The 23,349-nt window shown below is 41.3% G+C and carries 20 protein-coding genes and 1 tRNA gene; 18 read left to right on the top strand and 3 right to left on the bottom strand.

Annotated features, from left to right (window positions below; translation table 11 throughout):
- Window positions 1-172 precede the first annotated feature (172 nt).
- Window positions 173-243 (bottom strand) — tRNA-Cys (locus tag ACORHU_RS08730).
- A gap of 167 nt (window positions 244-410) precedes the next feature.
- Here ACORHU_RS08730 and ACORHU_RS08725 point away from each other — a divergent pair.
- The 8 genes from ACORHU_RS08725 (at window position 411) to ACORHU_RS08690 (ending at window position 10,157) form a co-directional block, all read left to right on the top strand.
- On the top strand, window positions 411-2,399 hold the full coding sequence (locus ACORHU_RS08725) for a peptide ABC transporter substrate-binding protein (RefSeq protein ID WP_434364368.1): 1,989 nt from the start codon (window positions 411-413) through the stop codon (window positions 2,397-2,399).
- A 66-nt stretch (window positions 2,400-2,465) separates the two neighbouring features.
- Window positions 2,466-3,962, top strand: coding sequence for an ABC transporter permease (locus ACORHU_RS08720; protein WP_061087582.1), 1,497 nt, complete (start codon window positions 2,466-2,468; stop codon window positions 3,960-3,962).
- Window positions 3,962-4,888, top strand: a complete 927-nt coding sequence (gene oppC / locus ACORHU_RS08715; protein WP_061759327.1) for an oligopeptide ABC transporter permease OppC — start codon at window positions 3,962-3,964, stop codon at window positions 4,886-4,888. Before ACORHU_RS08720 ends, oppC begins: the two co-directional genes overlap by 1 nt.
- A gap of 8 nt (window positions 4,889-4,896) precedes the next feature.
- Entirely contained in the window at window positions 4,897-5,964 is a 1,068-nt protein-coding gene (locus ACORHU_RS08710) for an ABC transporter ATP-binding protein (protein WP_000159549.1), read from the top strand.
- A gap of 10 nt (window positions 5,965-5,974) precedes the next feature.
- A complete protein-coding gene (locus tag ACORHU_RS08705) occupies window positions 5,975-6,901 on the top strand; it encodes an ATP-binding cassette domain-containing protein (RefSeq protein WP_061759326.1) in 927 nt (308 codons plus the stop codon).
- Between the two features lie 558 nt (window positions 6,902-7,459).
- A complete protein-coding gene (locus ACORHU_RS08700; protein WP_434364365.1) occupies window positions 7,460-8,437 on the top strand; it encodes an ABC transporter substrate binding protein in 978 nt (325 codons plus the stop codon).
- Window positions 8,438-8,447: 10 nt separating this feature from the next.
- A complete protein-coding gene (locus tag ACORHU_RS08695) occupies window positions 8,448-9,341 on the top strand; it encodes an ABC transporter permease (RefSeq protein ID WP_414306883.1) in 894 nt (297 codons plus the stop codon).
- Window positions 9,342-9,353: 12 nt separating this feature from the next.
- Window positions 9,354-10,157 (top strand): ABC transporter ATP-binding protein, encoded by an 804-nt coding sequence (locus ACORHU_RS08690; protein ID WP_000157668.1) that lies wholly within the window; start codon window positions 9,354-9,356, stop codon window positions 10,155-10,157.
- 436 nt (window positions 10,158-10,593) lie between these two features.
- On the opposite strand, the gene ACORHU_RS08685 is transcribed toward ACORHU_RS08690, so the two are convergent.
- Window positions 10,594-15,747 carry an SIALI-17 repeat-containing surface protein gene (locus ACORHU_RS08685; protein ID WP_434364363.1) on the bottom strand — a complete coding sequence of 1,718 codons (5,154 nt, stop codon included), beginning with the start codon at window positions 15,745-15,747 and terminating at the stop codon, window positions 10,594-10,596.
- 285 nt (window positions 15,748-16,032) lie between these two features.
- On the opposite strand from ACORHU_RS08685, the gene ACORHU_RS08680 reads away from it, so the two are divergent.
- The 10 genes from ACORHU_RS08680 (at window position 16,033) to yidD (ending at window position 22,189) form a co-directional block, all read left to right on the top strand.
- A complete protein-coding gene (locus ACORHU_RS08680) occupies window positions 16,033-16,281 on the top strand; it encodes a YneF family protein (RefSeq protein ID WP_000364990.1) in 249 nt (82 codons plus the stop codon).
- Between the two features lie 200 nt (window positions 16,282-16,481).
- On the top strand, window positions 16,482-17,276 hold the full coding sequence (gene racE / locus ACORHU_RS08675) for a glutamate racemase (RefSeq protein WP_434364355.1): 795 nt from the start codon (window positions 16,482-16,484) through the stop codon (window positions 17,274-17,276).
- Window positions 17,273-18,244 (top strand): nucleoside-triphosphate diphosphatase, encoded by a 972-nt coding sequence (locus tag ACORHU_RS08670; protein WP_000182446.1) that lies wholly within the window; start codon window positions 17,273-17,275, stop codon window positions 18,242-18,244. The genes racE and ACORHU_RS08670 overlap by 4 nt, the downstream gene beginning before the upstream one ends.
- A complete protein-coding gene (locus ACORHU_RS08665; RefSeq protein ID WP_001118951.1) occupies window positions 18,220-18,741 on the top strand; it encodes a metallophosphoesterase in 522 nt (173 codons plus the stop codon). Before ACORHU_RS08670 ends, ACORHU_RS08665 begins: the two co-directional genes overlap by 25 nt.
- Entirely contained in the window at window positions 18,738-19,199 is a 462-nt protein-coding gene (gene cbpB, locus ACORHU_RS08660) for a cyclic-di-AMP-binding protein CbpB (protein ID WP_434364352.1), read from the top strand. Before ACORHU_RS08665 ends, cbpB begins: the two co-directional genes overlap by 4 nt.
- A complete protein-coding gene (xerD, locus tag ACORHU_RS08655; protein WP_434364350.1) occupies window positions 19,196-19,930 on the top strand; it encodes a site-specific tyrosine recombinase XerD in 735 nt (244 codons plus the stop codon). The genes cbpB and xerD overlap by 4 nt, the downstream gene beginning before the upstream one ends.
- Entirely contained in the window at window positions 19,930-20,658 is a 729-nt protein-coding gene (locus ACORHU_RS08650; protein WP_061087585.1) for a segregation/condensation protein A, read from the top strand. Before xerD ends, ACORHU_RS08650 begins: the two co-directional genes overlap by 1 nt.
- Before the next feature lie 16 nt (window positions 20,659-20,674).
- Complete coding sequence (gene scpB / locus ACORHU_RS08645; RefSeq protein WP_061087586.1) at window positions 20,675-21,244, top strand: SMC-Scp complex subunit ScpB; 570 nt, start codon at window positions 20,675-20,677, stop codon at window positions 21,242-21,244.
- On the top strand, window positions 21,231-21,953 hold the full coding sequence (locus ACORHU_RS08640; RefSeq protein ID WP_050209044.1) for a pseudouridine synthase: 723 nt from the start codon (window positions 21,231-21,233) through the stop codon (window positions 21,951-21,953). Before scpB ends, ACORHU_RS08640 begins: the two co-directional genes overlap by 14 nt.
- A complete protein-coding gene (gene yidD / locus ACORHU_RS08635) occupies window positions 21,953-22,189 on the top strand; it encodes a membrane protein insertion efficiency factor YidD (protein ID WP_061759315.1) in 237 nt (78 codons plus the stop codon). The genes ACORHU_RS08640 and yidD overlap by 1 nt, the downstream gene beginning before the upstream one ends.
- Before the next feature lie 98 nt (window positions 22,190-22,287).
- Here the strand turns inward: yidD and galE are convergent, their stop codons facing one another.
- Complete coding sequence (galE, locus tag ACORHU_RS08630) at window positions 22,288-23,286, bottom strand: UDP-glucose 4-epimerase GalE (RefSeq protein WP_063612230.1); 999 nt, start codon at window positions 23,284-23,286, stop codon at window positions 22,288-22,290.
- Between the last annotated feature and the right edge of the window lie 63 nt (window positions 23,287-23,349).

Genomic DNA, 23,349 nt, shown 5'->3' with positions numbered 1-23,349 from the left:
GGCTTTTGTCACCAGGCGTGACGAAGCTTTTTTCAGTTGATTTCAAGAGGGAATTGTATCCTCGAAAAACTTAGCCCCAAAATGTTTGTAAATTATATATATTTATCAAAAGAAAAAAGCCCTTCAAACGGGGCTTTCTGTTCATTTGCAACTTGATAAATCAAGTTATAGAAGGCGGTAGACGGATTTGAACCGACGATCAAGCTTTTGCAGAGCCGTGCCTTACCACTTGGCTATACCGCCTTAACGTTTATTATTATACCTTGAAAATGATTTTCAGTCAATAGCTTTTTCAGATTTTTTGTGTTAATAAGCCTAAATATTCTGAAAATTCGTTTACTTTTCTTGAAATATCTTGAAATATATGGTATAATTAATAATAACCTATACTTTATAAGAGGAGTAAAGAAATGAAAAAAAGTCAAGTGCTTGCTGTAGCGGGAGCTACCTTATTAGCGTCAGGAGTTCTAGCTGCGTGTTCAAACACTAGTTCAAATAATGCTAAATTAGCAAAAGATTACCAATATGTTTATCAAACAGATCCAGAAACCTTGGATTATATCGTCAGCAATATCGATTCAACATCATTCGTCACAACAAATGCTGTAGATGGTTTGTTGGCTAATGATAAATATGGTAACCTGGTTCCTTCTATTGCTGAATCATGGACAGTTTCAAAAGATGGTTTGACTTATACCTATAAAATCCGTAAGGATGCTAAATGGGTAACTGCAGAGGGAGAAGAATACGCTCCTGTCACTGCTAAAGACTTCGTTACTGGTTTGAAACACGCCGTAGATGGAAAATCAAAAGGACTTTCAATCGTTAGCTCTTCTATTAAGGGATTAGAAGCTTATATCAAGGGTGAAACAAGCGATTTTTCAACCGTTGGTGTAAAAGCACTTGATGATCAAACACTAGAATATACCTTGAACCAGCCAGAAACTTTCTGGAATGACAAGACCACTAGTGGTGTTTTGATGCCGGTTAATGCAGAATTCTTAGCTTCAAAAGGGGAAGGTTTTGGTGCCCCAACAGATGCTAACTCTATTCTTTATAACGGTCCATTTGTCTTAAAATCTGTAACTCCAAAATCATCTATCGAGATGGCTAAAAATGATGCTTACTGGGACAAAGAAAATGTAAAAATTGAGAACGTTAAGTTCACTTTCTGGGATGGTAAGGACCAAGATGTGATTGCCAAAGGTTTTGCCGATGGTCAATATAGCAAGGCGCGTATCTTCCCTACAAGTTCTACATATGAAAAATATGCAGCTGACTTCAAAGATAACATTTACTTTAATGAACCAGGTGCGGGTGTTGCAACTGTCAGCTTGAACTATGGCCGTACAACCTATAACCACACTGCCAAAACAAGTGATGCTCAAAAGACATCTACTCAGAAAGCATTGCTAAACAAGGAATTCCGTCAAGCCTTGAACTTTGCAGTCGATCGCAATTCTTACTCAGCTCAAACAAATGGTACTGATGGAGCTTCAGTAGCCATCCGTAATACGTTTGCACCTTATAATCTTCAAGTTGGTAAGAAGACATTTGGTGAATTGGTACAAGATAGCTTGGCTAAGACAAATTCTTCTACTTGGTCAAACGTGTCTCTAGCAGATTCTCAAAATGGACTTTACAATGAAGAAAAAGCTAAAGAAGTATTTGCTAAGGCAAAAGCAAGTTTACAAGCTGAAGGTGTTGAGTTCCCAATTCACTTGGATGCCTTGGTTATCCAAGAATCAACAGCGGTTGTAAACCGTGTTCAATCATTGAAACAATCAATTGAAAAAGTATTGGGTTCAGATAATGTTGTTGTAGACTTGCAACAAATGACTCAAGCAGAAGCTTTACCAATTTCATTTAGTGCTCCGACAGCTAAAGAGCAAGACTGGGATATCCATACCTTGTCAGGATGGAACCCTGATTATCAAGATCCGTCTACTTTCTTGGATCAGTTCGTCATTAAGGGAGGAAACACTCGTCTTTACCTTGGTATCGACCAAAGCACTGATGCATCAGTAGTGAGCAAACTTGGTTTAGCTGACTATGGAAAATTACTTGATGACGCAAACAGCGAAAACCAAGATGTTCAAAAACGTTATGAAAAATACGCAGTAGCACAAGCTTGGTTGACTGATAATGCTTTGACAATTCCAGTAATGGCTTCTCCTAAAGAAACAGCCGTTTCATATGTTTCAAAAGTTCTACCATTTAGCTCTTCGTATTCTGTAGCCGGCCTTAAAGGTGAAAATTCAGGATACTTGAAGTACACTGAAGTTGGTGAAAAAGCAATCACCAAAGAAGAGTATGAAAAAGCTCGTGAAAAATGGTTGAAAGAAAAGACTGAGTCAAACGAGAAAGCTCAAAAAGAATTGGCAAGTCATGTGAAGTAAATAATTTTCAATAGAACTTTCTCTCCATGAGGAGAAGGTTCTTTTGGGATTTTTAAAGGAAATGATATGAAAAAATATATTTTTATGCGTGTTTTGCGGTCATTGGTTTCTATCTTCTTAGTAACAACCTTGACTTACACGATTATCTATACAATGGTTCCTCGAAAATTGATTTTCAAACAGGATACCAACTATAACAAGATTGCGACAACTGCTGATAAACGTGATAACTATGAGAATACTGTTTATGAGCGTATGGGTTATATTGAGTACTACGATACCAAAGAGTTGCAAGAAAAAGCTAGTCAGATGGATGCTTCTGTAACCGTTGAAGCCAATGACACCAACAAGGCTATCTACGAAAAATACATCAAACAAATCGGTCATGGTTGGACCTTGGGAGAATTTACTGAAAGTGGCCAATTCTACGCTACTCGTGAAATTCCAATTTTTGAACGTGTTTTCAAATTCTATGCTAACTTGATTGATATTGATCATACAAATAAAATTCAAGACCCTGAAAATCCAGACTTGAAACGTTACCTTCGTTTTGAAAACGATCCAGCGATCGGATGGTCTTTGGTTGGTTCAGGAACTAAACACAAATATCTCTTGTACTTCAACAGTCAGTTCCCATTTGTGCATCAAAATTTTGTGAACATTAATTTAGGGGATTCTTATCCAACCTATGCTAATAGCCCTGTTTTACAGGTTATTACTCAGGGACAAGGGCAAACAAAAACTGCTCAAGTTCAGTTCCCAACAGGTAAGAAAACTTCTTCTGTAAATATTTACTCAAGAACCTACAAATCACCTAGTCAGGCTGACTCTCGTGAAGTAGCTAACTACGGAAAAGATGATCCTTATACGGCTACTGAAAGTAACTACCAATATCCTTCAATGATTGCCAGCTCTGCTGTTGTTGGATTGATCGGTTTGGTGATTTCTTATGCGATTGCCGTGCCACTTGGTTCAGCTATGGCTCGCTTCAAGAATACTTGGATTGATAGCTTCTCAACAGGGGCTTTGACCTTCTTGATGGCTCTTCCAACGATTGCCTTGGTTTATATCGTTCGTTTGGCTGGTTCTTCAATCGGCTTGCCAGATTCATTCCCTATCTTGGGTGCTGGAGATTGGCGTTCATATGTTTTACCAGCAGTTATCCTTGGTTTATTGGGTGCTCCTGGTACCGCTATTTGGATTCGTCGTTACATGATTGACTTGCAGTCGCAGGACTTTGTTCGTTTTGCTCGTGCCAAAGGTTTGTCTGAAAAAGAAATTTCAAATAAACACATCTTTAAAAATGCCATGGTTCCGCTGGTTTCAGGAATTCCTGGTGCTGTTATCGGGGTTATCGGTGGTGCAACCCTTACTGAAACAGTCTTTGCCTTCCCAGGTATGGGTAAAATGTTGATTGACTCTGTAAAAGCATCTAATAATTCTATGGTCGTAGGTCTTGTCTTCATCTTTACATGTATTTCTATCTTCTCACTTCTTTTGGGAGATATTTGGATGACGATTATTGACCCACGTATTAAATTGACTGAGAAAGGAGGCAAATAATGTCTACAATCGATAAAGAAAAATTTCAGTTTGTAAAACGTGACGATTTTGCCTCTGAAGCCATTGATGCACCAGCTTATTCATACTGGGGATCAGTGTTTAGACAATTCATGAAGAAAAAATCAACTGTAATCATGTTGGGAATCTTGGTAGCTATCATTTTGATGAGTTTCATCTACCCAATGTTTTCTAAGTTTGATTTCAATGATGTCAGCAAGGTAAACGACTTTAGTGCTCGTTATATCAAGCCAAATGCTGAGCATTGGTTCGGTACAGACAGTAACGGTAAATCCCTCTTTGACGGTGTTTGGTTCGGAGCTCGAAACTCTATCCTCATTTCTGTGATTGCGACAGTGATTAACTTGGTTATCGGTGTCTTTGTTGGTGGTATTTGGGGAATTTCAAAATCAGTTGACCGTGTGATGATGGAAGTTTATAACGTCATCTCAAACATCCCATCTCTTTTGATTGTCATTGTCTTGACTTACTCAATCGGAGCTGGATTCTGGAATCTGATTTTTGCCATGAGTGTAACAACATGGATTGGGATTGCCTTCATGATTCGTGTACAAATCTTGCGTTACCGTGATTTGGAATACAATTTGGCGTCACGTACTTTGGGAACTCCAACCTTGAAGATTGTTGCCAAAAATATCATGCCTCAATTGGTATCTGTTATTGTGACAACTATGACTCAGATGCTTCCAAGCTTTATCTCATACGAAGCCTTCTTGTCATTCTTCGGACTTGGATTGCCGATTACCGTGCCAAGTTTGGGCCGTTTGATTTCGGATTATTCACAAAACGTAACAACCAATGCTTACTTGTTCTGGATTCCATTGACAACCCTTGTCTTGGTATCCTTGTCCCTTTTCGTAGTTGGTCAAAACTTAGCGGATGCTAGTGATCCACGTACACATAGATAGGAGTAGAAATGACAAAAGAAAAAAATGTAATTTTGACTGCTCGCGATATTGTCGTGGAATTTGACGTTCGTGACAAAGTATTAACAGCCATTCGTGGCGTTTCCCTTGAACTAGTTGAAGGAGAAGTGTTGGCCTTGGTAGGTGAGTCAGGATCAGGGAAATCTGTTTTGACAAAGACTTTCACAGGTATGCTTGAAGAAAATGGTCGTATTGCCCAAGGTAGTATTGACTACCGTGGTCAAGATTTGACAGCTTTATCTTCTCACAAGGATTGGGAACAAATTCGTGGGGCTAAGATTGCGACTATCTTCCAAGATCCAATGACTAGTTTGGATCCAATTAAAACAATTGGTAGTCAGATTACAGAAGTTATTGTAAAACACCAAGGAAAAACAGCTAAAGAAGCGAAAGAATTGGCCATTGACTACATGAATAAGGTTGGGATTCCAGATGCAGATAGACGTTTTGATGAATACCCATTCCAATATTCTGGAGGGATGCGTCAACGTATCGTTATTGCTATTGCTCTTGCCTGCCGACCTGATGTTTTGATCTGTGATGAGCCAACGACTGCCTTGGATGTGACTATCCAAGCACAGATTATTGATTTGCTAAAATCTTTACAAAACGAGTACCATTTCACAACAATCTTTATCACCCACGACCTTGGTGTGGTAGCAAGTATTGCGGATAAGGTAGCAGTTATGTATGCGGGAGAAATCGTTGAGTATGGAACTGTTGAGGAAGTCTTCTATGACCCTCGCCATCCATATACTTGGAGTCTCTTGTCTAGCTTGCCTCAGCTTGCTGATGATAAAGGGGATCTTTACTCAATACCAGGAACACCTCCGTCGCTTTATACTGACCTGAAAGGGGATGCCTTTGCCTTGCGTTCTGACTATGCAATGCAGATTGACTTCGAACAAAAAGCTCCTCAATTCTCAGTATCAGAAACGCATTGGGCTAAAACTTGGCTTCTTCATGAGGATGCTCCAAAAGTAGAAAAACCAGCTGTAATTGCAAATCTTCACGATAAGATCCGTGATAAAATGGGATTTGCCCATCTGGCAGACTAGGAGGAAGGAAATGTCTGAAAAATTAGTAGAAATCAAAGATTTAGAAATTTCCTTCGGTGAAGGAAGTAAGAAGTTTGTCGCAGTTAAAAATGCCAACTTCTTTATCAACAAGGGAGAAACGTTCTCGCTTGTAGGTGAGTCAGGTAGTGGGAAAACAACTATTGGTCGTGCGATAATCGGTCTAAATGATACAAGTAATGGTGATATTATTTTTGATGGTCAAAAGATTAATGGTAAGAAATCGCGTGAACAAGCTGCGGAATTGATTCGTCGTATCCAGATGATTTTCCAAGACCCTGCTGCAAGTTTGAATGAACGTGCGACTGTTGATTATATTATTTCTGAAGGTCTTTACAATCACCGTTTATTTAAGGATGAAGAAGAACGTAAAGAGAAAGTTCAAAATATTATCCGTGAAGTAGGTCTTCTTGCTGAGCACTTGACTCGTTACCCTCATGAATTCTCAGGTGGTCAACGTCAACGTATCGGTATTGCCCGCGCCTTGGTCATGCAACCAGATTTTGTTATTGCGGATGAGCCTATTTCAGCCTTGGACGTTTCTGTGCGTGCCCAAGTCTTGAACTTGCTCAAAAAATTCCAAAAAGAACTTGGCTTGACCTATCTCTTTATCGCCCATGATTTGTCGGTCGTTCGCTTTATTTCAGATCGTATCGCAGTTATTTATAAGGGTGTGATTGTAGAGGTTGCAGAAACAGAAGAATTGTTTAACAATCCAATTCACCCATATACTCAAGCCTTACTTTCAGCAGTACCAATCCCAGATCCGATCTTGGAACGTAAGAAGGTCTTGAAGGTTTACGACCCAAGTCAACACGACTATGAGACTGATAAGCCATCTATGGTAGAAATCCGTCCAGGTCACTATGTTTGGGCTAACCAAGCAGAACTGGTACGTTACCAACAAGGATTAAACTAATAATGGTTTTATAATTTCCATATCAACTTTTATGGAAATTATAAACCTTTTTTTGTTGGGCTGATTTGAAAATGTTTTGAAAGCCCACTGAAAGAATTTTCGAAAAATTTTAAAAAATTCTGAAATATTCTTGACAGGTGATGAAAAAGGTGGTAAGATAGGAAACATCAAAAAAGAAAGCAGAAAAAGAAATGAATAAAAGACAAGCTGTAACAATGAATCAAAACTTTTACTTTAGCTACTTTAGATAGTGTTTGTAGACATGTCACCATGGATGCAAACAGTTCAAGCAATTTGTTTGTATCTATGTGGCTAAGGTTTTTGATTGTAGTCCATATAGATGAATATCTAAATGGACTAGCAAAGTTATAACTTGTTAGATTATTTCAAGCATCCGTTTAGGTATTATCTAGGCGGTTTTTTGTTTTATACTCTTCGAAAATCTCTTCAAACCACGTCAACGTCGCCTTGCCGTACTCAAGTACAGCCTGCGGCTAGTTTCCTAGTTTGCTCTTTGATTTTCATTGAGTATTATCTTTTCTGAGAAGGAGTTTCATTATGAAAGTTGTTCGAAAATTACTAGTCCCCCTCTTGGTAGTGGGGATCCTCTTGACCTCTCTGATCAGTTTGCATCAGTTGAAGGCAGATAAGAAAAAAGATGTTTTTCGTATCGGTATTTCGCAGTTTATTACCCATCAGTCCTTAGACGCTACTAGAGAAGGTTTTGTGGATGAGCTGGCCAAGCATGGCTATATTGAAGGGAAAAATATTGAGATTGATTTGCAAAATGCACAGGGAGAACAAAGAAATCTAAAAACGATTTCCCAGCAACTAGCAGAATCTAGTGATGTCGTTCTAGCCATCGCAACGCCTTCTGCTCAGAGCTTGGCTAATACAACACAAACGACACCGGTTATCTTTTCAGCTGTAACAGATCCTGTCAGTGCCAAGTTGGTTGAGTCAAGAGAACACCCTGGGGGCAATGTGACCGGGACAAGCGACCAGTCATCAGATGCCATTTCAACCCAAATCAATTTGATAAAGAAAGTACTACCAAAGGATAAAACAATCGGAATCCTCTATACTCAGAGCGAGCCAAACTCAGTTGTCCAAAAGGATGAAGCTAAGCGACTTCTGGAAGAAAAAGGATTTACTGTTGTTGAAAAAACAATCTTGGACAGTAACAATGTCAAGGCGGCAGCAGAGAGTTTGATGGCAGAAGTGGATATGGTTTTTGTACCAACGGACAATATCATTTCGTCAACCATGGAAACAGTCAAGCAGGTTTCTATTAAACACAAGGTTCCAGTATTTGGTGGTTCAACAGAAATGGTTGCGGTTGGTGGCTTGTATAACTACGGAACCAATTATGAAGAATTGGGAAGACAGACAGCTCGTATGTTGATTCGTGTCCTAAAAGGTGAGAAGCCAGAAAATATAGCAGTTGAGTTGCCTGAAAAATTGGAATTGCATACTAATAAAGAAATAGCAGATGCACTAGGAATTGATATTAGTAAATTAGAGGGCAAGGAATAGGAGGTTTAAGATGAGTTTTGTATTATCTAGTTTATCAGAAGGTTTGTTGTGGTCGATTATGGCTATTGGGGTCTACTTGACTTTCCGTATTTTGGACATTGCGGATATGACTGCTGAAGGAGCCTTTCCTTTGGGGGCAGCTGTCGTTGTATCGCAGATACAGGCAGGGACAAATCCTTGGATTGCGACCTTACTTGCCTTGCTAGCAGGTATGGTAGCAGGTCTTGTATCAGGAATGCTCCACACCAAGATGAAAATTCCGGCTCTCTTGACAGGGATTGTGACCTTGACAGGGCTCTATTCAATCAATATTAAAATCATGGGAAGTGTGCCCAATCTTTCCTTGGGAGATTCTTCAACTGTCTTTAAGCAATTAGCGATCTTAGGGCTGACAAGTGAAGAAGCTGTTTTCTCATTCAGCTTGGCCTGTCTCTTACTTGTTTGCTTGGTCTTGACTCTTTTGATGAAAACGGAGATTGGCTTGGTCTTGCGTTCGACTGGGGACAATATTCCTATGAGTGAGGCTAATGGGGTCAATGTAGACACCATGAAGATTGTTGGTTACATGATTTCAAACGGTTTGATTGCCCTATGTGGTTCCTTATTTGCTCAGAATGATGGATTTTCAGATGTAACTTCTGGGACAGGAACCATCGTTGTTGGTTTGAGTGCAGTCATTATTGCAGAAGTTTTGATACACGACTTGACCATTGGAGGTCGCTTGTTATCTATCGGAATCGGTGCCATTGTTTACCGTTTGATTATTTTAAATATCTATGAAATTCCAAATCTAGATCAAAATCTGGTTCGTCTCTTTAATGCAATCTTGCTAGCCTTGGTTTTATTTGCACCAGAATTGCAAAAGAGATTAAAGATTCGTGGTTTGAAACTGAGAAATGAATAGGAGGAGAAAGTTATGGCAAGTTTGTTAACACTTGAAAATATTCACAAAACATTTGAAGCAGGGACGGTCAATGAAAACCATGTCCTCAAAGGATTAGATTTAGAGGTTGAAGAGGGAGATTTTATCTCTGTGATTGGTGGAAATGGCGCAGGCAAATCCACTTTGATGAATATCTTGGCTGGCAATCTATCGGTGGACGAAGGGGATCTTTTGTTGGAAGGGAAATCCATTAAAAATCTGAGTGTACGCAAGAGAGCCAAGGATATTGCTCGTGTTTTTCAAGATCCGAAGATGGGAACAGCTTCTCGTTTGACGATTGAGGAGAATATGGCTATTGCCTTGAGACGTGGGCAAAAGAGAGGACTTGGTTGGGGTGTGAAGGAGAAGGACAGAATTCAGTTTCAAGAGGCCTTGAAAGAGTTGAATATTGGTCTTGAAAATCGCTTGAAAGTGGATACTCAATACCTTTCAGGAGGACAAAGACAGGCCTTGACCCTAGTCATGGCAGCCTTGGTGAAACCTAAGCTCTTGTTGTTGGATGAACATACTGCGGCCCTTGACCCGAAAACTAGTCAAATGGTGATGGACTTGACGCAAAAGATTGTGGAACACCATCAGTTGACCACTCTGATGATTACCCATGATATGAATCATGCGATTGAGTACGGTAATCGTCTCATTATGCTTTATCAAGGCAAGATAGTGGTGGATGTCAAGGGAGAGGAGAAAAAGCATCTGACGGTTGAAGACCTCATGCATCTCTTCCAGAAAAATAGTGGCCAAAGTCTAGTCAGTGATGAATTAGTGTTGGGATAAAGAAAAAGGCTGAGATAGGGTGTCTCAGTCTTTTATTAGTACAAATGGATAGGTAGAAATATGAAATTGATACTTTTCTAAAATCTCTTCAAACCACGTCAGCTCTATCTGCAACCTCAAAACAGTGTTTTGAGCAGCCTGTGGCTAGCTTCCTAGTTTGCTCTTTGATTTTCATTGAGAATGAATCTGTATAGTTGTGTGATTATTTATGACTAGAAATTCCTCAAAGGATAGACACTAGGTTTAACTGTAATCTATCAGATGGGAACTAGATATACGATATTAAAACCAGTCCTCAAGACAAAAAGGACTGGTTTGTAGTTTAGAATATTATCTTAAAAGATATCAGTTGAATGGTAAATGAAATGCTACATACCAAACTTGTGTCACTCTCGGATGAGATAGTTCTCTAATTCACTCTTATAAGTTTGTAGTTTTAATCCATCTTATTTTTTAGTAGGAAGATGGATGTTAAGACTAAACTAAGTCCTGATAAGAAGAGCAGTGGATTTGAGGATTCACCAGTTTCTGGAAGTTGTTCTTTGTGATGAGTATTTTCCAGCTGAGTTGGACTATCGGTAGTTGAAGCCTGTTCAAAGTTTAGTGAGGTTGTTGCAACTGTTTTGCTTATTGAGGTTTCCGGAGTATTGACATTTTGATAGACTACCGCGTATGTACTAAAGAGACTGGTAGTAAATTCTGCCATACCTTCTCGAACTGTAAAATCAAGTGCTTCCAATTCCTTAGTTGGACTCAGGTAATAGACATTTTCTACATTAGCTGTAATTGGTAATCTAACTAAAACAGCCCCCCGTGGTTGTATATTATGGTTGTTTGAATTTTTAAATTGAATATCATAAGCATCGTATATCTTGCCAAAGAGTTCTTGAGCCAACACGTGTTTACTAGAGAGATATGAAACGCCTTCTAAGTCAGTTGCTCTGCCAATAATCTCAACACCAGTCTTTTCATCCTTCAAGACACGAAGTTTATACTCAGCAATACTGCTAGTAGATGTTTTTTCTTGCTTAGCTCCTTTACCAGGTTCACTATAATTAGGACTGTCTATGGTAGGAGCTTTCTGTTCTCTTCCTGTCTCTATAGATTTGGTGTATTCAGGTTTTTCTACAGAAGGTGCTTCCTGATCCCCAACTGTTCCGACAGGACCAGTGTATTCAGGTCTTTCCACGGTAGGTGCTTCTTGATCCCCAGCAGTTCCGATAGGACCAGTGTATTTAGGTCTTTCCACAGAAGGTGCTTCTTGATCCCCAGCAGTTCCGACAGGACCAGTGTATTCAGGTCTTTCCACAGAAGGTACCTCCTGCTCACCAGCAGTACCAATAGGATCTGTGTACTCAGGAATGGTTACTACTGGAGCAGGCTCATCCCCTTTACTTGTTTGGATTTTTTCTTCCATTGGAATGGTTTCATCCTTAGGAAATACTGTTACAACAGAGCTGCTTATTGTTTTTCCTTGGATAGCATAAGCTTCTATCGGATTGCCAGCTTTACGATCTGTAGTTTCAGGAATGTCTAGTTGGACCTTGTTATCCTTAATGGTTAGAACAGTTTGTTCACCTGATGTGACAAGATGGTCATCATCGACTTTTCTGAGTAGAAGAGGATCTTTGATACCAGGGAAGGTGACAGCGACTCCATCCCAATTGCCAGTTGGTAGGGTTAAGGTAACAGTTTTATCTTTGGGCTTAATAGGGTCAAGGCTTGGATTATCAAGCGATACAGATGGAGCTTTTAAGATATCAAAGGAATCAAGAGAAATTTTCTTTCGTCCTTGTGGAGAATTTGGATCCACTTTCAAAGTAAGAACGTGATCACCATCAGCTAGATTTGTGAATTTGCCAATTAATGCACCTTTTTCAGTTGTTCCTGAAGTGTAGAAGTCAAGGGCTGGCATCTCTTTGCCATCCAGTGTGACAAGTGCCTTGCCTAGTGATGCTGTTTTTAATCCATAGATTCGGATACCTGTTCCAGAGAATGGAATGGTTGCAGTGGCTTCAGAAGAGAGGCTATCATCAGCGTTGATGTCAGCGTATTTTTCTGTAGAAGCATAGAGTTCTGCATCGCTCCAATCCTTAAACATGGAACCATACTGGATACGAGGATCACGGTCGTCGATTTTCTCAACAGCTTCTCCTTGGCCTGGGAAGACTTTGAAGTAGTCTAAGGAAATTTTTGAGCGTTCACTTCCTCGTCCTTTGTGCTCGCGCTTAACAGTGATCGTCATCAAATGAGGACCTGAGGATAGATTTGTGTAACGTCCTATCAATACACCTTTCTCAGTTGCTCCTGCTGTATAGAAGTCTAGTTCTCCAACAGACTTGCCATCAATTTTAACATCGGCAAGTCCCAATTGAGATGACTTGAGACCATAGATTTCAATACCAGGGCCATTGAATGGGATGGTTGCAGTCGCATCCTTATCGGAGTAATTTCCATTTGAGATATCGGCGTATTTCTCTGTTCCACCAAATAGTTCTGTGTCAGACCAATTTCCAAAGGCGGAGCCGTACTGGATGCGTTTGTCACGGTCATCCATCAACTCACTGAAGGCATCGATAGAAGCAGGATTTGAAACTGGTGTTGTACGATCCCCTAGCATAGCCATAACGGTATAAGTATAGGCATGGCTAGAATCAATCGAGCGATCGATGAAGTGAGTTTGGTTGGTGATAAACTCACGAACGCTAGGAGTTTGACTGTTTTCATCCTTGCTTTCTCGTCGGATGACATAATGACTTGCTCCCTCAACTGTGTTAAAGTCGAGTTCAGCTGTGACGGAATCTTTTCGAAGGGCTGATAAGCGAGTCACTCGTCCAGGGAAGTTTTCAAAGGTAATGACATCACCTTTTTGAGTCGCAAGTTGGATACGGTTATCTTTGAGGCGACTAGCTTGAACTTCCTTGCCATTAATCTTGATAATACTAGATTCGATATTTGGATAGTCTACGACTAAGTCTCCACCAACATTAGAAAGGAAAGATAGCGTTTCAAGATTTTTCTCTTTCCATTTCATGCTGACTTCAAAGTTACCACGAGCGACTAAACCTGAGACTTGCCCGTCTTTCCATGCATCTGGAAGGGCTGGTAATGGGGCAATGTAGCCTGTGTGAGACTGAAGGAGCATTTCTGCCATACCGCTGGTTGCACCAAAGTTTCCATCAATTTGGAAAGGCGCGTGCGTATCCCAGAGATTTTCTAGGGTTGAGGATCTGAGCTGTTCTGCCAACAAACGGTGGGCACGATTTCCATCTAAGAGACGGGCCCAGAGGTTGATTTTATTGGCTTTAGACCAACCAGTTCCACCATCTCCACGGTGGTTGAGGGTTGCGCGTGCAGCTTCTAGATATTCAGGCTGATCCTTGCCAAATAGAGTACCTGGGAAGAGACCAACTAGATGGGAAACGTGGCGGTGGTGGTTTTCAATGCCTTCGTTGGTGAATTGTGGGCTGTCTTCTTCGTACCATTCCTTGATACGGCCGTCTTGGTTGATATGAAGTGGTTTGAGCTTATCAAATTTAGCCTTCACTTCTGTCACCAAATCTTGGTCGACCTTCAGATGATTGGCTGCTTCCATATAGTCGTGGAATAGCTGCCAAACTAGAGATTGGTCAAAGGTATTCCCAATCGTGATGGTTCCATGCTCTGGTGAGTAGGATGGAGAAGATACCCAACGGTCACTTGCTTGGTCATAATGCAGGAAGGAATTCCAGAACTTGGCTGTTTCCTTGAGCATTGGATAAATCTTTTCTTTGAGATAAGTTTCATCCTTGGTGAATTTGTAGTAGTCATAGACATTCTGCATCATCCAAGCATTGGCAGCAGGAGACCAACCCCAATAGTAGTTCCAACCAGGAGTAGTCCAGCCAAATGGTGTCGCCTGAGTATGAACCAACCAACCGTTTTCTTGACCTTCTTTGGATTCGATACCTGCGTATTCTTTAGCAGCGATACGACCATAATAGCGCAGGTCATCGATATAATTGATCATTGGCTTAGCCGTTTCTGCGAGATTGCTCATGTAGGCAGGCCAATAGTTCATCTGTAGGTTGACATTGAGGTGGTAGTCTGAGTTCCAAGGTGGATTGTCTACAGCATTCCAGACTCCTTGCAAGTTGGCAGGGAGGGCATCTGTTCGGTTACGAGACGAACTGATGAGGAGATAACGTCCGTATTGGAAGAAGAGTTCTTCTAACTTTTGGCCTTTTGTTGGATTATAGGTTTGAAGAGCTTCTTTTGTAGTTTGATTAGACTTGCTACCGCCGAGGTTTAATTGAACACGATTGAAAAGGCTTTGGTAATCCTTGATGTGATCATTTTTCAGAGTCTCATAGTTTTTGGCTTTAGCAGCTTCAACGATAGATTTGACAGTTTTTTCTACATCAATATCCTTGCGGTAATTGGTTTTCGGATTTTGAGCAAAATTAGTCTTGGCACTGAGTAAAAGCGTAGCGTAGCTGGCCCCTGTGACCGTTAAACTATCATCATGGACAGTAACTTTTCCGTCCGTTTTAAGTCCTAGATAGGATGCAAACTGGAGTCCATTATCTTTGACTGTACCTTTTAGTAGGATACCATTTGGGTCTGTCGTAACATGGCCATTCTTGTAGTGAGAATATTCCGATGAGTAGTCTCCGTTGGCAATCAAATCTTCTGTCAAGCTATTCCAAAGGGTAAAATCAAGCGTCTTATCACCTTTTTTACTCAAGTGGGTGACAGTAACATCGTCTGGATAACTAGAGAAGGTTTCTCGTTTGAAACTTGTCCCATCTTGGGTATAGGAGGTAGTTGTGATAGCTTCAGAAATATCTAAGCCACGATGATAGTCAGTAACATTTTCCAAGCCCTTCTTCTGGTTATTAAAGACCATAAAGATATCACCGAAGGCTAGGTAGCGACCGTATTGGGCATTGTTTGGCCCAACCAAATTTCTCTCTGCTAGTTGTTTGGCTTTTTGACGGTCACCGTCTTCTAAGGCTTTACGGATTTCTGCTAAGACTTTGTAACGGTCCTTGTAGTTTCCACCGTTGTAGTCTTGACTATCTGGCTGTGGGCCTCCAGACCAAAGTGTTTTTTCGTTGTACTGGATTCTTTCTTCACCGATGAGTCCGAAAACCTTGGCACCCATTTCTCCATTTCCGACTGGAAGGGCTTGTTTTTCCCATCCGTCATAGGAAGGAGCAGTTGGTTGGTTGTAATGTAGTTCGTAATGTTCTTGTTTGTTCACAGGAAGTTCTGGTTTCTCGCTCTCCTTATTTTCAGCAGGAGGAGTAGCTGTGCTAGTATCTGACTGACTACTTGTTTGAGGTAATTCTGGTTCTGCGATGGTTTGCTTCTCAGATGATTCAGCTATAGGCTGAGTCTCTGTGTTAGAAGCAAGAACCTCCTCAACTTTCGTATCCGGTTTAGCCGAGGATTCAGTAATAGTTGCGTCAGTCTCCTTAAGATCGACACCATCAGCAGCCACACCCTGTACTGCTAAAAAAACAGCACCAAGTAAAACAGAGGCAGCTCCGACACTTAGTTTTCGGATGCTATACTTGCAGGATTTTTCCCAATATCTCTTATCCACAAAATTCTCCTTTCTCATATCTGTAAGCGCATACATTTTCTTTTAAAAAAATAAGTCTTTCAGAAATTTGTGCAATGTAATTTGAATAATTTTAATATAACAAATAAATAGAACTATTGCAAGGGCTTTCAAGGAAAATGGGCTTATTTTACTAAGTTTTACTAAGTATGAAGTATTTGCTAATTACTTAGGAAATCACGGTAGATGTAAGCGTAAAACAAACTAGTCAGGGTGCCTAGTTTGTGGTATAATGAAAGAGACTCAAAAAGAAACAGGAGAAATATGATGGATTTACTATTAGCAATTGTATTGATTGTGCTAGCTTTTCTAGGAGGAGCTCTTGGAGGAATGTACTTGGTTCGTAAGCAAATCGAAAAAGAATTTGCCGACAACCCACGTTTGAATGCTGAAGCAGTTCGTACTCTTTTGAGTGCAAATGGTCAAAAACCAAGCGAAGCTAAGGTACAACAAGTTTACCACCAAATCATCCGCCAACAAAAGGCAGCCCTTGCTAACAATAAAAAGAAAAAATAAATAAGGAAAAGTCTGGGATGAAAGTTCCAGACTTCTCACTATGTTGGCTAAGGATTTAGTGATGAGACTTTTTCCTTGCATTCTATTGATATTTGATTATGATTAAGAGAGATAGTTGTTGATTAGGCTGTCATTCAGTTCTTAAAGATAAGTAATCATAATGAACTATCAATCAGAAAAAAGACTAGAAAGAAGACTGTATGGATAATCGACCAATTGGTTTTTTGGATTCGGGTGTCGGGGGCTTGACTGTTGTGCGTGAGCTTATGCGCCAGCTTCCCCATGAAGAAATCGTCTATATTGGAGATTCGGCGCGGGCGCCTTATGGTCCCCGTCCTGCTGAGCAAATTCGTGAATATACTTGGCAGTTGGTCAACTTTCTCTTGACCAAGGATGTCAAAATGATTGTCATTGCTTGTAATACTGCGACTGCGGTCGTCTGGGAAGAAATCAAGGCTCAACTAGACATTCCTGTCCTAGGTGTTATTTTGCCAGGAGCTTCGGCAGCTATCAAGTCCAGTCAAGGTGGGAAAATCGGAGTGATTGGAACACCCATGACGGTACAATCAGACATCTACCGTCAGAAAATCCATGATCTGGATCCCGACTTACAGGTGGAGAGCTTGGCCTGTCCCAAGTTTGCTCCCTTGGTTGAGTCAGGCGCCCTGTCGACCAGTGTCACTAAGAAAGTGGTCTATGAAACCCTGCGTCCCTTGGTTGGAAAGGTGGATAGCCTGATTTTGGGCTGTACCCATTATCCACTGCTCAGACCTATTATTCAAAATGTCATGGGGCCAAAAGTTCAGCTTATCGATAGTGGGGCAGAGTGCGTACGGGACATCTCAGTCTTACTTAATTATTTTGAAATCAATCGTGGTCGCGATGCTGGACCACTTAATCACCGTTTTTACACAACAGCCAGCAGCCAAAGTTTTGCAAAAATTGGTGAAGAATGGCTGGAAAAAGAGATTCATGTGGAGCATGTAGAATTATGACAAATAAAATTTATGAATATAAGGATGAACAGGACTGGTATGTCGGGTCCTATGGTATTTTTGGTGGTGTCCGGACGTTGACGGATGATGACTTGGATTTTCCTCTATTGGAGTTTGCCCAAAGATTTCGAGATGAGGATCGAGGTTTTCCTGTTTCTGTTACTGTTTTACGCTATGGTTCTCTCTACCGTTTATTGTCTTTTGTGGTAGATATCCTCAACCAAGAAATGGGACGAAATGTGGAAGTCATCCAACGTCAGGGGGCTTTACTCTTGGTTGAAAATGGGCAACTCCTGCATGTGGAATTGCCTAAAGAAGGGGTCAATGTTCATGATTTCTTTGAGACAAGCAAAGTTAGAGAAACCTTATTGATTGCGACTCGTAACGAGGGCAAGACCAAGGAATTCCGAGCTATCTTTGATAAGTTAGGCTACGATGTGGAAAATCTTAATGACTATCCTGACTTGCCTGAAGTAGCTGAAACAGGCATGACCTTTGAAGAAAATGCCCGCCTCAAGGCAGAAACCATTTCTCAATTAACTGGCAAGATGGTTTTGGCAGATGATTCAGGTCTCAAAGTCGATGTCCTTGGTGGCTTGCCAGGTGTCTGGTCAGCTCGTTTCGCAGGAGTGGGAGCTACTGACCGTGAAAACAATGCCAAGCTCTTGCACGAATTGGCCATGGTCTTTGAACTCAAGGATCGTTCGGCTCAATTCCATACAACCCTAGTCGTAGCCAGCCCAAACAAGGAAAGTTTGGTTGTCGAAGCAGACTGGCCAGGCTACATTAACTTTGAACCCAAGGGTGAAAATGGCTTCGGCTATGATCCTCTCTTCCTTGTAGGAGAGACAGGCAAGTCCTCAGCTGAATTAACCCTTGAAGAAAAAAATAGTCAATCTCATCGTGCCTTAGCTGTTAAGAAACTTTTGGAGGTATTTCCATCATGGCAAAGCAAACCATCATTGTAATGAGCGATTCTCATGGCGATAGCTTGATTGTGGAAGAAATCCGTGATCGCTATGTAGGCAAAGTTGACGCCGTTTTTCATAATGGCGATTCTGAACTGCGTCCTGATTCTCCACTTTGGGAGGGGATCCGCGTTGTTAAAGGGAATATGGATTTCTACGCCGGCTACCCAGAACGTTTGGCGACTGAGCTTGGTTCGACCAAGATTATCCAAACCCATGGTCACCTGTTTGACATTAATTTCAACTTTCAAAAGTTGGACTACTGGGCTCAGGAGGAAGAGGCCGATATCTGTCTCTACGGTCACTTGCATGTGCCAAGTGCTTGGATGGAAGGCAAGACCCTCTTTCTAAATCCAGGCTCTATCAGTCAACCACGTGGGACTATCAGAGAATGTCTCTATGCTCGTGTGGAGATTGATGACAGTTATTTTAAAGTGGACTTTTTGACACGAGACCATGAGGTGTATCCGGGCTTGTCCAAGGAGTTTAGCCGATGATTGCCAAGGAGTTTGAGACTTTCTTGTTGGGGCAGGAGGAAACTTTTTTGACTCCTGCTGAAAATCTAGCCGTGTTGATTGATACCCACAATGCGGATCATGCGACCCTCTTGCTCAGTCAGATGACCTATACCCGTGTTCCTGTTGTGACAGATGAAAAACGTTTTGTTGGGACTATTGGTCTCAGAGATATTATGGCTTATCAGATGGAGCATGATTTGAGTCAAGAAATCATGGCAGATACGGATATCGTTCATATGACGAGAACGGACGTAGCGGTTGTCTCGCCTGATTTTACTATTACGGAGGTATTGCACAAGTTGGTAGATGAGTCCTTCTTGCCGGTTGTGGATGCGTCTGGTATTTTTCAAGGAATTATCACGCGCAAGTCCATCCTCAAGGCAGTCAATGCCCTCTTGCATGACTTTAGTAAGGAATATGAGATTCGATGCAAATGAGAGATAGGATTTCAGCCTTTTTAGAAGAAAAGCAGGGCTTATCTACCAATTCAAAGCAGTCCTATAAGTATGATTTGGAACAATTTTTAGACATTGTAGGCGAGCGGATTTCTGAGACCAGTCTCAAGATTTACCAAGCCCAACTAGCCAATTTAAAAATCAGTGCCCAGAAGCGAAAGATTTCGGCCTGTAATCAATTTCTCTACTTTCTCTATCAAAAAGGAGAAGTGGACAGCTTTTACCGTCTGGAATTAGCTAAACAAGCTGAAAAGAAGACCGAGAAGCCAGAACTGTTAGACCTAGACTCTTTTTGGCAAGAAAGTGACTATCCAGAGGGTCGCTTGCTAGCGCTCTTAATCCTAGAAATGGGGCTCTTGCCGAGTGAGATTTTAGTTCTCAAGGTTGAGGATATCAATCTGGAGTTTCAGGTGTTGCGAATCAAGAAGGTTTCCCAACAGAGGATTGTCACTATTCCCACGACCTTGCTTTCAGAATTGGAACCCTTGATGGGCCAGACATACCTCTTTGAAAGGGGAGAGAAAGCCTATTCTCGTCAGTGGGCCTTTCGTCAGCTAGAGTCCTTTGTCAAGGAGAAAGGTTTCCCAACCTTATCCGCTCAAGCCTTGCGGGAACAGTTCATTCTCAGACAAATAGAAAACAAGGTCGATTTGTACGAAATTGCAAAAAAATTAGGATTAAAAACAGTCCTGACCTTAGAAAAATATAGATAATGGATATTAAATTAAAAGATTTTGAAGGGCCCCTGGACTTGCTCTTGCACCTGGTTTCTAAGTACCAGATGGATATCTACGATGTGCCTATTACGGAAGTTATCGAACAGTATTTAGCCTATGTCTCAACCCTTCAGGCCATGCGTCTGGAAGTGACGGGGGAGTACATGGTTATGGCCAGTCAGCTCATGCTGATCAAGAGCCGCAAACTACTTCCAAAGGTAGCAGAAGTGACAGATTTGGAAGATGATCTGGAGCAGGATCTTCTCTCTCAAATCGAAGAATACCGCAAGTTCAAGCTCTTGGGTGAACACTTGGAAGCCAAGCACCAAGAACGTGCCCAGTATTATTCCAAAGCGCCGACAGAGTTGATTTACGAAGATGCGGAGCTCGTGCATGACAAGACGACCATTGACCTCTTTTTAGCTTTTTCAAATATCCTAGCCAAGAAAAAAGAGGAGTTTGCACAAAATCACACGACTATCTTGCGAGATGAGTATAAGATTGAGGACATGATGCTTATCGTGAAAGAGTCCTTGACTGGACGAAATCAATTGCGCTTGCAGGATTTGTTCAAGGAAGCCCAGAATGTCCAAGAGGTCATCACCCTCTTTTTGGCAACCTTGGAGTTAATCAAAACTCAGGAGTTAACTCTAGTGCAGAATGAGAGTTTTGGGGATATCTATCTCATGGAAAAGAAGGAAGAAAGTCAAGTGGCCCAAAGCTAGACTTGAGAGAGGAAAGATGAGTACTGTAGCAAAAATAGAAGCGCTCTTGTTTGTAGCGGGTGAAGATGGGATTAGAGTCCGCCAGTTAGCTGAACTCCTCTCTCTGCCACCAACAGGCATCCAGCAGAGTTTAGAAAAATTAGTCCAGAAGTATGAAAAGGATCCAGATTCCAGTTTGGCTCTGATTGAGACAGGTGGTGCTTATAGATTGGTGACCAAGCCTCAATTTGCAGAGATTTTGAAGGAATACTCTAAGGCACCTATCAACCAGAGTTTATCTCGGGCTGCCCTTGAGACCTTGTCCATCATTGCCTATAAGCAGCCCATTACGCGGATCGAAATTGATGCCATCCGTGGGGTCAACTCGAGTGGGGCATTGGCAAAGTTGCAGGCTTTTGACCTGATAAAGGAAGACGGGAAAAAAGAAGTGTTGGGGCGCCCTAACCTCTATGTGACTACGGATTATTTCCTAGATTACATGGGGATAAATCATTTAGAAGAATTACCAGTGATTGATGAGCTTGAGATTCAAGCCCAAGAAAGCCAATTATTTGGTGAAAGGATAGAAGAAGATGAGAATCAATAAGTATATTGCCCACGCAGGTGTGGCCAGTAGGAGAAAAGCAGAAGAGCTGATCAAGCAAGGCTTGGTGACGGTGAATGGCCAAGTAGTGCGTGAATTAGCAACGACCATCAAGTCAGGCGACAAGGTCGAAGTGGAAGGTCAACCTATCTACAACGAAGAAAAGGTTTATTATCTGCTTAACAAACCACGAGGTGTCATTTCCAGTGTGACAGATGACAAGGGCCGCAAGACTGTTGTTGACCTCTTGCCCAACGTGAAGGAGCGTATCTACCCTGTAGGTCGTTTGGACTGGGACACATCAGGTGTCTTGATTTTGACTAATGACGGGGATTTTACGGATGAGATGATTCACCCTCGTAATGAGATTGACAAGGTCTATGTCGCGCGTGTTAAAGGTGTGGCCAATAAGGATAATCTCCGCCCCTTGACCCGTGGACTTGAGATTGATGGCAAGAAAACCAAGCCAGCTGTCTATGAGATTCTCAAAGTGGATCCAGTCAAAAACCGCTCTGTGGTACAGTTGACTATCCACGAAGGGCGTAACCATCAGGTTAAAAAGATGTTTGAAGCTGTCGGTCTCCAAGTAGACAAGTTGTCTCGGACCCGTTTTGGACATCTAGACTTGACAGGACTCCGTTCGGGAGAATCCCGTCGTCTTAATAAAAAAGAAATCAGCCAACTACACACCATGGCTGTAACCAAGAAATAATGAAACGAATTTTAATAGCGCCTGTGCGCTTTTACCAACGGTTTATCTCACCAGCCTTTCCACCCTCTTGTCGCTTTGAGCCGACTTGTTCCAACTACATGATTCAGGCTATTGAAAAACATGGCTTCAAGGGTGTTTTGATGGGCTTGGCTCGGATTTTACGTTGCCATCCCTGGTCGAAAACAGGCAAGGATCCCGTCCCAGACCATTTTTCTTTAAAGAGAAATTCAAAATAAGATTGTATTCTAATGTATAAAACACAGATAGATGATACTTGGTATTTACTAAGTGCCATCTATCTGTGTTTTTATTTATTATTGATGTTTCTGTTTTCCTATTCTAAAATGTTTTTTCCTTCTTTAACACGCCAATGATAATCCGATAAAATAATATCTTCGAGGGAGTAGCTAGCTTGCCAGTCAAGATATTGTTTAGCTTTTGATGCATCTGCTAGGACGCTGGCTGGGTCACCAGCGCGTCGAGCAACAATTTCGTGTGGGATTTTTTGATCCAGTAATTCTTCAGCAGTTTTAAAGATTTCTTTGACGGTATAGCCTTTTTCAGTTCCTAAGTTAAAGATTTGAGAAGAACTGTCTTCTTGAAAGAGGTAGTTCATTCCTTTAACATGAGCCTGTGCAAGATCCAAGACATGAATGTAATCTCGAATACATGAACCGTCACGTGTATCGTAGTCATCTCCAAATATTTTCAGGCTATCATTTTGTCCCAATGCGGTCTTGTTGATATTGGGAATGATATGAGTTGGATTTTTTACACGGAGACCATTTGAAGCATCCATTTCAGCTCCAGCAACATTAAAGTAGCGGAAAATAACATATTTCCAATCGTAGCGATTAGCCATCCAGTAAATCATTCGTTCGCCCATCAGTTTTGTCTCTGCATAAGGGTTGACAGGGTCGAGCAGGGTATCTTCAGTAGCTGGCTTATCAATACAGTTATTACCATAGAGAGAAGCAGTCGAAGAGAACATGATTTTTTGAATACCAACTTCAGACAAGACTTTGAGAACTTGGTTCATACCAGCAACATTGGCAGTGAAGTATTTGCTTGGATTTTCAATACTTTCGCTCACAACAATCTCACCCGCACAATGGAGAACAGCGTCAATCTTGTTTTCTTCCAAATAAGTTTTTAAGGAGCTAGCATCATAAACATCCAGTTGTTTAAAGCTAGCACGACTATCTACAGCCGAACGATTTCCTGTAGAGAGATTATCTAAGACATGCACCTGGTATCCAGCATTTAAAAGAGCTTTAACGGTATGGGAGCCAATGTAGCCAGCTCCACCTGTAACAAGAATTATTTTGGTCATGATTTTTTCCTTTTTCTAGTTTTGTACTATTTTAAAGAAATAAGAAGGCAAAGTCAACTGTTT

The sequence above is a fragment of the Streptococcus sp. KHUD_015 genome (assembly GCF_051106265.1).
Lineage (GTDB): Bacteria > Bacillota > Bacilli > Lactobacillales > Streptococcaceae > Streptococcus.
The sequence above is the reverse complement of the archived record's forward strand: the minus strand, read 5'-3'. Positions and strand labels throughout refer to the sequence as shown.